Genomic DNA, 12,189 nt, shown 5'->3' on the forward strand with positions numbered 1-12,189 from the left:
CGGTCCTGCGTTCAGGGCGCTACAATGACAAATTACTGCCGTAGAGAAGTTTAAGGAAGCACGACAATGAGTACGACTTTAGAAAAAATCCAACGTCAAATCGCTGAAAACCCGATCCTGCTTTATATGAAAGGGTCCCCGAAACTGCCAAGCTGCGGTTTCTCCGCTCAGGCTGTTCAGGCGCTCTCCGCCTGCGGCGAACGTTTTGCCTACGTCGATATCCTGCAAAACCCGGACATTCGTGCAGAACTGCCGAAATACGCTAACTGGCCGACTTTCCCGCAGCTGTGGGTTGACGGTGAACTGGTCGGCGGTTGTGACATCGTGATTGAAATGTATCAGCGCGGCGAACTGCAGCAACTGATCAAAGAAACGGCCGCCAAGTATAAAACTGACGAACCGAAAGCAGAGTAATTATTGCTGCCAATAAAAAAGCGACTTCTGATGGAGTCGCTTTTTTTATCTCTTATTCTTCCGCTATGGGTAATGGCCAGCCGCCAAGGCGCTTCCAGCGGTTAACGATTTCGCAAAACAGATGTGCAGTTTGCTCGGTATCGTAGAGCGCCGAGTGAGCCTGAGTACCATCAAACTCCATTCCCGCGGCAATACACGCTTTTGACAGTACCGTCTGACCAAGCGCAAGCCCGCTTAGCGCTGCGGTATCGAAGGTCACGAACGGGTGAAAAGGGTTACGTTTCAGGCCTGCTCGTTCTGCTGCCGCCATCGTAAAACTGTGATCGAACGTGGCGTTATGCGCGACCATAATGGCACGGCTGCAATCGCTCTCTTTCATGCCCTTACGTACCATTTTGAAAATCGCGTGCAGCGCGTCGTATTCGCTGACTGCGCCGCGCTCAGGATCGTTGGGGTTAATCCCGTTAAATGCCAGGGCTTCGGGCTGCAGGTTTGCGCCTTCGAAAGGTTCAACATGAAAATGCAGCGTTTCGTCCAGCATCAGCCAGCCTTGCTCGTCCATTTTCAACGTAATAGCGGCGATCTCCAGCAGGGCGTCGGTTTTGGCATTAAATCCGGCAGTTTCAACATCAATTACCACAGGATAGAAACCGCGAAAACGGTCGCACAGACCATTAAGTTGAGCGTTCTCGGACATCAGATTCTCTTAGCTGGAAAAAAGTAGCGCGCATTATGGCAAATTTTGTCGTGCCTTGCAGCAGGAAGGGGGGATAAAACAGCGGGCACCGCCGGTGCCCGAAGCAGATTAGTTGCCGAGACCTTTTCCGGCGTCTTTTTCTTCGATCAGTTCGATTTTATAACCGTCCGGATCTTCAACAAAAGCGATGACCGTAGTGCCGCCTTTGACTGGACCGGCTTCACGCGTCACGTTACCGCCGTTTTTGCGAATGCGCTCGCAGGCTTCCGCCGCATTTTCAACGCTCAGCGCGATATGGCCATAGGCGCTACCGAGATCGTACTTATCAACGCCCCAGTTATAGGTCAGCTCAATAACGGCGGTGTCGCTTTCTTCGCCGTAACCCACGAATGCCAGCGAGTATTTATACTCAGTGTTCTCGCTGGTGCGCAGCAGTTTCATGCCCAGCACGTTGGTGTAAAACTCAATAGAACGTTGCAGGTCGCCAACGCGCAGCATGGTGTGAAGTAGGCGCATAATGTCCCCTATGCAGTTTATTTTGATACATCAGAGCGTTAAGTATAGCGGCGATAACCCGCCGCTATCAATGCAATGGAGGGATTACAGAGTGGGATAATCGGTGTAGCCTTCCGCGCCGCCGCCGTAGAAGCTTTCCGGGCGCTGTTCATTCAGTGCGGCTTTTTTCTGCAGACGCGCCACCAGATCCGGGTTGGCAATATAGTCGCGACCAAAAGCGACGGCATCAATCAGACCTTTACCAATAAGATCGTTTGCTTTTTCAACCGTATACGCGCCAGCGCCGATAATGGCGCCCGGGAAACGGTCGCGCACTTTCTGGCGGAATTCATCGCTGTACGGCTGGCCGCCAGCCCAATCTGGCTCAGACATATGCAGGTAAGCAATACCGCGTTTAGCCAGTTCTTCAATCAGATACAGCGCATCAGCTTCTTCATTCGGGCCATTATCGACGTTCTGGAAGCTGCCAATTGGCGAGACGCGAATACCGATACGGTCAGCACTCCACTCTTTGCTCACGGCATCAACCACTTCCAGTACCAGGCGAGCACGATTTTCAACGCTGCCGCCGTACTGATCGGTACGATGGTTGGAGGAAGGGGACAGGAACTGATGCAGCAGATATCCGTGGGCGGAGTGCAGTTCAACAAGGTCAAAACCGGCATCGCGGGCGTTACCGACTGCCTGGCGGAAATCATTAACAATCCCCGGGATCTCTTCGGTTTCGAGCGCGCGCGGCATTGAGGTATCGACGCGAATGGCGTGGCCGTTTTCATCGCGTAGTGAGGTACGGGTTCCTGCGCTAATGGCTGAAGGCGCGACCGGTGCCGCACCGCCAGGCTGAATGCTGTGGTGCGAAATGCGGCCGGTGTGCCACAGCTGAACGGCAATAAGACCGTTTTCCGCATGTACGCCAGCGGTGATTTTCTTCCACGCGGCGATCTGTTCCGGGCTGTGCAGACCCGGTGCGCCCGCGTAGCCTTTAGCCTGGGCGGAAATCTGCGTAGCCTCCGAAATTATCAGACCGGAGCTGGCACGCTGGCGGTAGTATTCGCCCATTAACGGGGTTGGAATATCGCCTGGTTCAATGCTGCGCAGACGCGTCAGCGGAGCCATAAACACGCGATTTGGCACGGTTACCGCACCCACTTTCAACGGGGTAAACAACTTTGATTCTGACATAATGACTCCTGAGTAGACCGGTCGTCTTGAAACTGGTTAAATAAAAACGCCTGTTAAACGACAGGCGCAGCAATAATATTTTTGGCGTGGGCAAGGGCACTTTCCAGCGGCGTTGCGCTACGCGTAATCTTGGCCTGTAAATTGGCTCCCAGCCACAGAGAATAAAGCACCTGCGAGAGCGTTAATGCATCGCCGTCAAACACCAGACTACCTTCCTGACGGCCTTTCTCCAGCGCATCGCCCAGCAGGGCGATAATCTGGCTGGCGCCTTTATCCATCGCGGTGCGCATATCTTCTGACAAATCGCACACCTCTGCCGACAGCTTCACCGTCAAACAGCCGCTGATAATGCCCTGCTGGGAAAACTGCGTCAGCGTATGCTGATAGTAGGCCAGCAGGCGGTCGCGGTAGTTTCCCTCGCCGTGGTCAAAATGTTCCACCAGCCGCTGAAGGTATCCGGCGTAATGATAATCGAGCAGCGCGACGCCAAAGGCCTCTTTAGAGCGAAAATAGTGATAGAAAGAGCCTTTTGGCACTTCCGCTGTTTTTAGCAGCTCGCTCAGCCCCATCCCGGTAAAACCGCGGTGCATGCAGAGCTGCTCGCCGGTGACCAGGATATGTTCGCGGGTATTACATTCACTGTGTTTGTTCATGGCGCTCACTGTAATAGACCGATTGGTCTAATGCAAGTGATAATTAAAAATGCCAGTTGGCGCAGAGGGCGGTGAACAAAATTTGCGAACGGCGGGTGAAACGTCTTCAATAGAGAAAGAGACAAGCGGTGGGAGAGGCGAAGTGGCTGAACAACTGGAGTTCTTCCCGGTACAGAGTCCGTGCCGGGGGATTTGTCAGTCTGATGAACGCGGCTACTGCCGGGGGTGCCTGCGCAGCCGCGATGAGCGTTTTAACTGGCAAAAAATGAGCGATGTGCAAAAGCAGGAAGTTCTGCGCTTGTGCCGCCAGCGTCTGCTGCGCAAATTGCGCGCAGCTAAACAGGATAGCGCGGAAGAACCGCAGCAACCCTCACTGTTTTAAGCATAAAATTGCGTATACTCAGGACACTTTTTTGTTGAGGAAGCTGTTATGGTTCAGCGTATTGCTATGGCTCCGCAGGGGCCGGAATTCTCTCGTTTTGTGATGGGCTACTGGCGTCTGATGGACTGGAATATGTCCACTAAAGAGCTGGTGGGCTTTGTAGAGCAACACCTGGATCTGGGTATAACTACCATCGATCACGCCGACATTTATGGCGACTATCGCTGTGAAGCGGCGTTTGGCGAGGCGTTGAAGCTGGCCCCGCATCTGCGTAGCCGGATGGAAATCGTCACTAAATGCGGGATCGCCACTAAAGCGCGCCCTGAAAATACCATCGGTCACTATATTACCGACCGCGATCATATTGTTCTGAGCGCGGAACAATCGTTGCGCAATCTGGCAACCGATCATCTCGACCTGCTGCTTATCCACCGTCCGGACCCGCTGATGGACGCTGATGAGGTCGCGGAAGCCTTCCTGGCCTTACATCATAGCGGTAAAGTGCGCCACTTCGGCGTATCCAACTTCACGCCAGCCCAGTTTACCCTGCTGCAATCGCGTCTGCCGTTTACTCTGGCGACTAATCAGGTGGAAATTTCTCCGGTGCATCAGCCGCTGCTGCTTGACGGCACCCTGGATCAGCTTCAGCAGTTACGTATCCGGCCGATGGCCTGGTCCTGCCTTGGCGGCGGACGTCTGTTTAACGACGAAAGCTTCCAGCCGCTGCGCGATGAGCTGGCCCGTGTTGCCCAGGAGCTTAATGCCGAAAGCATCGAGCAGGTGGTGTATGCATGGATCCTGCGCCTGCCTTCGCAGCCGTTACCGATTATCGGCTCTGGAAAGATTGAGCGCGTGCGCTCTGCGCTGGTGGCTGAGAAGCTCAATATGTCCCGCCAGCAGTGGTTCCGTATCCGTAAAGCGGCATTAGGATACGACGTTCCGTAATCATCACAACCCGGTATCTCTGGAGCCATGGACAGAGATACCGTTTCAATATGGTTTCACCTCAAGATGTTCTTTCTGCAATGGTCCCGGCAATCGGCGCCTGTTCCAGTTGCGACAGTGCGCACCATAACCGCCAGATAACTGCCGCCAGCTCTTTGGCTGCAGGCTGATGATGATGGTTAAGCGCGTCGCAGATGCGCTGTAGCTCCTGGAGCGTAGCCGCGAGGGGGCGCTGCTGTACGCCGCGTTCGCTCATGACATCCCGCAGCAGGCTAATACATAAATCACGTACCTGCGAGAGCGGGTCGGAGCGGGTTTCCCACTCACGTAGCTGCCACACCACATGCGAGCAGTTGAGCAGCACCACGCCCCAGCGCAGCAGCCAGCGGCGCGCCAGCGCATCCTGACTGTTGCTGAGTTGACTGATGTGGTGGTACACCAGCGACTCAAACTCATGCTCGCTGTGTTGCGGACGACGGCTTAGCTGATCGACAAAGTGACGCCGTAACGCACGAATATGGCGGCGGCTTTTACGCGCGTCAGAACCCGGGCTGATAATAGCGAAAGCCAGCCAGGCAAGGCCTACTCCGATGATTTTCCCCAGATTATCATTAAGAAACGAAGCGTAATCATAAACCGGCGGGTTGGTTACCGATATAAAAGAACCCATGAACACAATCAACTGCCCCCAGAGTCCGGCCAGTTTAGGCATCTGTAATTTGAGCAGTTGCATGGTGGTTAACAGCGGGAACAGGAACAGCAAAAACTGCCATAAATCGGTTATCTGTACCATCAGGCCGAACTTTACTACAAAACTGAACAGCGACAGCAGGACCAGAGTGCGCATCAAGAGCGTTAATGACTTAAACGGCGAGGGAGAGACTGAATAGAGTACGCAGCAGATAGCTGCCAGGGTCAACGCGGCGGCGCAGGCCTCCCACTGGGTGCTGATCCCCCATGCGCCTACCATCACCAGGGCACAAAACGTGCGTACACCGTTCCACAACGCTTCGGCCTGGTCAGTGTGGCGCGTTAGCGCTGGCGCTGAAGGCACGTTAAATTCAGTCACCGCCGTTGCGTTTTCAATGCGCTTAATCCAGCGACTGTTCTCGAGATAGAGCCGGCAAAAGTAGCGTAGTCGTTTCCAGAAGGCGATGTGCCGATAGTCCGAATCGGCAGATGGCGCCAGCGGAGCGATAATGCGGGCAACGCTATAGACATCGGCGTTTAAATTGGCCAATTCACTCAGTAAAGCTTCCAGGACTTTTCGGGTATTGGCGGGGGCAGTGGGCCAGTTAAGCAGCATTCGCCTTTGGCTCGAAATTACGCTGGTCATCCGCAACTGCTGATGCAGTAAATAATTTAGTAGGGGGTTTTGCCGACGAAAGCGATAGTGGCTCCAGAAAGCCTGGATGCGCAGCAGATTCATGGTCAGAATTTGCCCAATAACGCTCTCGTGCGCGGTGCGGATGGCATCAGTGGTTTCCGGCACCCACAGTAGACTGGCGTGCTCCAGCAGTCGGGCATGCATGTTTTTTAATGCGGTTAATAGCGTGGTGCCGTCGGAAGTACTCGGTAAGATCATCATCATCAGTCCACCGCACAGAATACCGACGATGACTTCGCAGACGCGTGACTGGGCAATGGTCCACAGTTCGTTAGCGTCAGTGATATTGATAACCGGGAAGGCAATAATCGCGCAGGTGTAGCCTGCGAGCTGGAAGGCGTAGGCGACGTTATTGGTGAACATCGCGCAGGCCCATGTACAGAGAGCTATCCACGCTGAAATGCTAAAGAGAAATAACCAGGGGTCGTTGAGGGTATGTCCGGCTAATAACAGCGCCGCGCAGGCGCCGAGCAGGCTACCGGCAATACGCCCAAAGCTTTTACTGATAACGCCGCCGACGGTGGGGAAGCTAACGACAGCAGCGGAGGTCATCGCCCAGTAGGGTTCGTCAAGGTTTAACCCGTAGGCGATGCTCAGCGCCAGGCACATCGCAATCCCATTTCGCAGGGCATAGCGCCACTGCGGACGGCTGGCCTTAATCCACGGGAGCGAGCGCCACGTAGGGGCCTGCAGCTTCATTACTGCAGGCCAATAGCGACAGTGCAGGTGGTACCAGAGACCAGCGTAGTATCCGGCGGCAGGTTGTCAAACTCAATACGCACTGGTACACGTTGGGCAAGACGAACCCATGGAATATTCGGCTTAATATCTGCGACCAGACCACCATTGCTTTCCACGCTTTGGTCGACAATTGCGCGTCCAATACTGCCTACGTGACCCTGTAACTTTTGTTTGCTACTATAAAGAATGATTTGCGCGCTATCGCCGGGACGAATATTGCGCAATTTTGTTTCTTCAAAATAGCCTATTACATAAAAGGAGTGGCTGTCGACGAGGGCGAAAACCGGATGGCCGACGGCTGCGTAGTCGCCAACGCGCGTCGAAAGATTGGTTACCCAACCGTCAACAGGCGCTTTGATTTCAGTCTGCGTTAGCTGCCATTGGGCATGATCGAGGGTAGCCTGCGCTACCCCAACCACGGCTTTCGCCGCTTCAAGATTGGTATTTGCGGTATGAAGCGCGGTGTTGGCGTTTTCCAAATCTTCTGCAGAGATGAAGTTTTGTGAAAGATTGCGCCGACGGTTGGCGTCGCTGGCGGCTTTTTTCTGTTCAGCTTGCGCGCGGGCAACTTCAGCTTTGGCTTTAGCTAGCTGAGCCTGGGCGTTGAGCAACGCAATTTTATATGGCGTTTCATCAATTCTGAACAGTATGTCACCAGCTTTAACGAGTTGGTTGTCGCGAACGTTGAGCTGCAGGATGCTGCCGGAAACTTGCGGAGTTACGCCAACTTGTTCGGCGCGAACCTTTCCATCGCGTGTCCATGGGGATTGGGTGTAGTAATTCCAGACCAGCCAGGCGGCAATAATGGCCAGTGCAGCGACCAGTAATGTGGATAGATACTTTATCTTCTTCATGAAATGAGCATTACCAGACAGTCAATAAAACCAGCGCCAGACAGACGGAGAGCGCAAAAAAAGAGAGATCCATGAGCAGGGGATGCCAGATCTCTCCCGTGTACATCCAGTCGCGTAGCTGGCGGTGGATAATTAACCAGATAAAAAAGCCCAGCAGAACGGCTTTAAAGATAGGCGGAAAGTAGACCGAAGCGCCGAACACCAGGTCCTGGAGCGACAAGCCAGCTGTGTTAATACTCAGTTTCACAAGCAAAAATCCTTTGCCGTTGCAGGATAAATGTTCAGGTTATGCGATTATTCACATTGTAAATCATTGTCTTGATTTTAGTGAATCAGGTAATTCATTTGTTTTGATAATTTAAATGCTGCACACTATTCTAAAATCAGTATAATAACTTAGCAAGCTAATTATAAGGAGATGAAATTGGAATCGCCACTGGGTTCTGATCTGGCACGTTTAGTACGCGTATGGCGCGCGCTAATCGACCATCGCCTGAAACCTCTGGAGTTAACGCAGACGCACTGGGTCACGCTGCATAACATTCACCAGCTGCCGCCTGAACAGTCGCAGATTCAGCTGGCGAAAGCCATTGGTATCGAGCAGCCTTCGCTGGTTCGCACACTCGACCAACTGGAAGAGAAAGGGCTTATTTCTCGCCAGACCTGTGCAAACGATCGGCGGGCAAAACGTATCAAGCTTACGGAAAAAGCGGAGCCTTTGATCAATGAAATGGAAGAGGTCATTGGTAAAACGCGCGATGAGATTCTGGCTGGCGTCTCCGCGCAAGAAGTGGAAACGTTGCTTAATTTGATTCGTAAACTTGAACACAACATCCTCGATATCCAGGCAAAAGATTGATCTTACTGAGGCCTTGAACCTTCTCAAGGCCTCTTTTCTTATCTATTCACGCCAGACTACAACGCGATTACGGCCAGCGTTTTTGGCTTCGTACATCGCCGTATCTGCGCGCTTAACGCACTCTTCTGCCGTAACGTCCGCATTGTAAGCTGTAAAAACCCCCATACTGATAGTCATTCTTTCAGGTAATTCCTCCCGCGTTTTGCTGACGGTCTGGCGGATACGTTCGGCGATGGCCAGCGCTTCATTGGCACTGGTATTGACCAATAGCAGAGCAAACTCCTCGCCACCGATACGCGCTGCGGCGTCGTCCTGGCGCACATTGCTTTGTAGGACGCTGGCTGCAAACTGAATCACCTTATCCCCCTGTACGTGCCCGTAGTTATCGTTGATGCGCTTGAAATGGTCGAGATCGCTAACGATGACCGATAGCGGCTGCGAAGGAGAGACCTTCGGTAGTAACCCATTGAGAGTGTCGTAAAAATAGCTGCGGTTATACAGCCGGGTCAGAGGGTCGCGAATGGAGTTTTGGTAGGAGCGGATATACTTGTTGTTTGATTCGCGATAGAGCATAAAAACATCGCCGAGCAGCACTAAAATCAGAAACAGGGTGCTTAGCGTTTCAAAGAAGCGAGCCTGATTCCAGGTGTGATTGATATCGTGAACGGTGGAGAGCAGAACGAACAGTGTAAATATATAGGTAGTGCAAAAAAAAGCGCCGCTGTACCAAAATATATTACGAAGTCGAGTCAGCCCAACAAGTAAAGTCAGCGTTAATGACCATATGATAATTAATACCCAGCCAATTCGGCTATGCCAAAGCGGTGTAAAGGTGAAAGTCAGGTTATCAATGAACTCTATGTTTAACCACGGCGAGTGGCTAGAGTGAATCCATGATAATGCTAATATAATACTGACAAATATGACACAACTGCTGAGTACCGTCGCGTGCATTTTCCATGAACTAATCGTTCTGTGGCGGGTACGATATAAAATAATCGACGTCATAAATAGCACCGCCATCATGATGTTGCGAAAAAAATAAAAAATCAGCGCATCATTTTGATTGACGACGCGACCCTGACCGCACATCAGCCAGTCAGGATAGCTACTGATCGTACCCAGCATCAGCAAGGCCGAACAGGCAAAAGCGAAAGCGATCGGGGCCAGGTACAGCCTTTTTTTGTCACAGAGATACTTCATCGACATAAAGCAGGCGACGGTAATATGAAAACTCATCAATGAAATAGTCAATACCGGGAAAAGCATCGACGATGTTGTAGATATACGATGAATTAATGAACCAGCAAGTAAATTAATCGTAATAATAGACAGGCCGCAAACAGCGACGTAAAGAAATATCCGGTGAGATAAGTTTTTCAAATCAACAAGCATAGTCAGCATCCCTAAATAAAAGGGCGAAAGTAAAACGACGTGATGGTCGTAAATAGTGTAATAAATACAGGCTGAGCGTACTTGATAATAACGTTCGAATTATTGAGCAGGCGCAAACAGTCGAAGGGGAAAAGGAGTGAAAAATTAAATATATTCTTTTTATTTATATATTTAGGTAAATAATACTTTATTTGTATGGCTATGCGGCCCGTGAGGACCGCATAAGCATGTTTTAGCGTGGGGAAACGGTAACCTGGCTACCGCTGCCGGCAATCGCTACGCGCTGGCCGACGGAGAATGGCGTGCTACCTTGCTTCTGCACTACCATGATGGTATTGCCATCATCTTTGCGGATTTCCAGCTCAACGCCCTGGGTTTTGTTCATCGCGCCCTGTACACCCTGACCCGCTACGCCACCGGCGACTGCGCCTGCTGCCGTTGCCAGTGAACGACCGGTACCGCCGCCGATGGTGTTACCGAGGAAGCCGCCGAGAACTGCACCACCAATAGCACCAATCGCATTGTTCTCGTCACCGCCCTGAATCTGGACTGCACGGGTATGCACAATGGTGCCGTAGGTCACGCTTTGGACCTGTTTGGCTTCAGATGCGGAGTAAACATCACCAGAGAGGCCGCTGCTACTGACGCAGCCTGCAAGCGTAAAACCAATCATCGAGACAGCCAAAACACGTAAAATCATTTATGAATCTCCTGTTCACAAGAAGCGTTCTATTGAACTTCCTTGTAGCCAATTATATGGCATTTAAGCGTCTGCTGGCATAGCAGATGCTGGGACTATACAAAAAATAATAATCAGAGTCGTCTCAACCTAAACTAAACATAAGTTCTTTACGCTAAGAACAATCACCTTACTTCTATTGTTAAAAAATATTATAGCAGCATAGTATTGCCCCCGGGTTTATGGTGGAGTGTGGGTCTACGAGAGTCATGGAATGAAGGAAAGCGTATGAAATCGGGTCGCTTTATCGGCGTAATGTCCGGCACCAGCCTTGATGGTGTTGATGTTGTTCTCGCAGCAATTAATGAAAATCTGGTCGCTCAACAGGCCAGCCTGACGTATCCCATCCCTGTTGCTATTAAGGAAGAGATTCTGGCTATCTGCCAGGGGCAGCAGCTGACGTTATCTCAACTGGGGCGGCTGGATACACGGCTGGGGCGGCTATTCGCCGATGCGGTTCTGGCGCTGATGCGCCAGGAGAATTTGCAGGCGTCGGAGATTATCGCCATTGGCTGCCACGGGCAGACGGTCTGGCATGAACCTACGGGTGATGCGCCACATACGATGCAAATTGGCGACAACAACCAGATTGCCGCGCATACCGGCGTGACGGTTGTGGGGGATTTTCGCCGCCGCGATATGGCGCTTGGCGGCCAGGGCGCGCCGCTGGTGCCAGCGTTCCATCATGCTCTACTGGCGCACCCGACAGAACGGCGGATGATTCTTAATATTGGCGGTATTGCCAATCTTTCTTTACTGGCTCCGGGGCAGCCGGTACGCGGTTACGATACCGGTCCGGGCAATATGCTGATGGACGCGTGGATCTGGCGTCAGTGCGGTAAGCCTTTTGATAAAGATGGGCTGTGGGCTAGCGAAGGAAAAGTTTTGCTGCCGCTGCTACAGGATATGTTGAGCGATCCGTGGTTTGCACTACCCGCGCCAAAGAGCACCGGTCGGGAGTATTTTAATTATGGTTGGTTGGCGCAGCTTCTGGCGCGTTATCCCGGAGTTCGCGCACAGGACGTGCAGACGACCCTGGCTGAGCTTACGGCAGTCAGCATCAGCGAACAGGTACTGCTGAGCGGTGGATGCGAGCGACTGCTGGTCTGCGGCGGCGGTGCGCGTAATCCGTTACTGATGGCGCGTTTGGCAGCTTTACTACCAGGGACTGAAGTCTCGACTACTGATGAAGCAGGGATTAGCGGCGATGATATGGAAGCGCTGGCTTTCGCATGGCTGGCATGGCGGACGCTCGCCGGGTTGCCTGGCAATCTGCCTTCGGTTACCGGTGCTTCACAAGCGTCCGTTCTGGGGGCTATTTTCCCGGCGAATTCCGTGCAGAATCAGAGTTAACTGAAATCACCTGTGCATGTTTATTTGTAAACTGGATGCTGTTAACGGAGGGCGTAATGTCCTCCCGGACCG

14 protein-coding genes are annotated in these 12,189 nt (G+C 52.3%); 5 read left to right on the forward strand and 9 right to left on the reverse strand.

The window, feature by feature from the left end; translation table 11 throughout:
• Positions 1-66 precede the first annotated feature (66 nt).
• Positions 67-414 (forward strand): monothiol glutaredoxin 4, encoded by a 348-nt coding sequence (gene grxD, locus FN082_RS05945; RefSeq protein WP_004102692.1) that lies wholly within the window; start codon positions 67-69, stop codon positions 412-414.
• Positions 415-466: 52 nt separating this feature from the next.
• Here grxD and rnt read toward each other — a convergent pair whose 3' ends face one another.
• The 4 genes from rnt to FN082_RS05965 form a co-directional block, all read right to left on the reverse strand.
• On the reverse strand, positions 467-1,111 hold the full coding sequence (rnt, locus tag FN082_RS05950; protein ID WP_139540080.1) for a ribonuclease T: 645 nt from the start codon (positions 1,109-1,111) through the stop codon (positions 467-469).
• Between the two features lie 108 nt (positions 1,112-1,219).
• Entirely contained in the window at positions 1,220-1,627 is a 408-nt protein-coding gene (gloA, locus tag FN082_RS05955; RefSeq protein WP_139540079.1) for a lactoylglutathione lyase, read from the reverse strand.
• A gap of 84 nt (positions 1,628-1,711) precedes the next feature.
• Positions 1,712-2,809: an alkene reductase gene (gene nemA, locus FN082_RS05960; RefSeq protein ID WP_139540078.1), complete on the reverse strand. Its 1,098-nt coding sequence runs from the start codon at positions 2,807-2,809 to the stop codon at positions 1,712-1,714.
• A 53-nt stretch (positions 2,810-2,862) separates the two neighbouring features.
• Positions 2,863-3,462, reverse strand: a complete 600-nt coding sequence (locus FN082_RS05965) for a TetR/AcrR family transcriptional regulator (protein ID WP_142981283.1) — start codon at positions 3,460-3,462, stop codon at positions 2,863-2,865.
• Positions 3,463-3,604: 142 nt separating this feature from the next.
• Here FN082_RS05965 and FN082_RS05970 point away from each other — a divergent pair, with 142 nt between their 5' ends.
• Together FN082_RS05970 and FN082_RS05975 are read left to right on the forward strand one after the other, a co-directional pair.
• The gene (locus tag FN082_RS05970; RefSeq protein WP_139540076.1) at positions 3,605-3,844 is read left to right on the forward strand and encodes a DUF1289 domain-containing protein; all 240 of its coding nucleotides are present in this window, start codon (positions 3,605-3,607) and stop codon (positions 3,842-3,844) included.
• Between the two features lie 48 nt (positions 3,845-3,892).
• The gene (locus FN082_RS05975; RefSeq protein WP_139540075.1) at positions 3,893-4,789 is read left to right on the forward strand and encodes an aldo/keto reductase; all 897 of its coding nucleotides are present in this window, start codon (positions 3,893-3,895) and stop codon (positions 4,787-4,789) included.
• Between the two features lie 61 nt (positions 4,790-4,850).
• On the opposite strand, the gene FN082_RS05980 is transcribed toward FN082_RS05975, so the two are convergent.
• The 3 genes from FN082_RS05980 to FN082_RS05990 are packed head-to-tail and all read right to left on the reverse strand — an operon-like array spanning position 4,851 to position 8,018.
• On the reverse strand, positions 4,851-6,875 hold the full coding sequence (locus FN082_RS05980) for an FUSC family protein (protein ID WP_142981284.1): 2,025 nt from the start codon (positions 6,873-6,875) through the stop codon (positions 4,851-4,853).
• Positions 6,875-7,771, reverse strand: coding sequence for an efflux RND transporter periplasmic adaptor subunit (locus FN082_RS05985; protein ID WP_142981285.1), 897 nt, complete (start codon positions 7,769-7,771; stop codon positions 6,875-6,877). The genes FN082_RS05980 and FN082_RS05985 overlap by 1 nt, the downstream gene beginning before the upstream one ends.
• Positions 7,772-7,781: 10 nt before the next feature.
• On the reverse strand, positions 7,782-8,018 hold the full coding sequence (locus FN082_RS05990; RefSeq protein ID WP_139540072.1) for a DUF1656 domain-containing protein: 237 nt from the start codon (positions 8,016-8,018) through the stop codon (positions 7,782-7,784).
• A 171-nt stretch (positions 8,019-8,189) separates the two neighbouring features.
• On the opposite strand from FN082_RS05990, the gene slyA reads away from it, so the two are divergent.
• On the forward strand, positions 8,190-8,630 hold the full coding sequence (slyA, locus tag FN082_RS05995) for a transcriptional regulator SlyA (RefSeq protein ID WP_139540071.1): 441 nt from the start codon (positions 8,190-8,192) through the stop codon (positions 8,628-8,630).
• Positions 8,631-8,672: 42 nt separating this feature from the next.
• On the opposite strand, the gene FN082_RS06000 is transcribed toward slyA, so the two are convergent.
• Together FN082_RS06000 and slyB are read right to left on the reverse strand one after the other, a co-directional pair.
• Positions 8,673-10,025 (reverse strand): sensor domain-containing diguanylate cyclase, encoded by a 1,353-nt coding sequence (locus tag FN082_RS06000; RefSeq protein ID WP_142981286.1) that lies wholly within the window; start codon positions 10,023-10,025, stop codon positions 8,673-8,675.
• A gap of 232 nt (positions 10,026-10,257) precedes the next feature.
• Positions 10,258-10,725, reverse strand: a complete 468-nt coding sequence (slyB, locus tag FN082_RS06005; protein WP_112214400.1) for an outer membrane lipoprotein SlyB — start codon at positions 10,723-10,725, stop codon at positions 10,258-10,260.
• Between the two features lie 267 nt (positions 10,726-10,992).
• Between slyB and anmK the strand changes: the two genes are divergently transcribed.
• Positions 10,993-12,117 carry an anhydro-N-acetylmuramic acid kinase gene (gene anmK / locus FN082_RS06010; RefSeq protein ID WP_139540069.1) on the forward strand — a complete coding sequence of 375 codons (1,125 nt, stop codon included), beginning with the start codon at positions 10,993-10,995 and terminating at the stop codon, positions 12,115-12,117.
• Positions 12,118-12,189 lie beyond the last annotated feature (72 nt).

Source organism: Klebsiella spallanzanii, assembly GCF_902158555.1.
In the GTDB taxonomy this organism is placed as follows: Bacteria; Pseudomonadota; Gammaproteobacteria; order Enterobacterales; family Enterobacteriaceae; genus Klebsiella; species Klebsiella spallanzanii.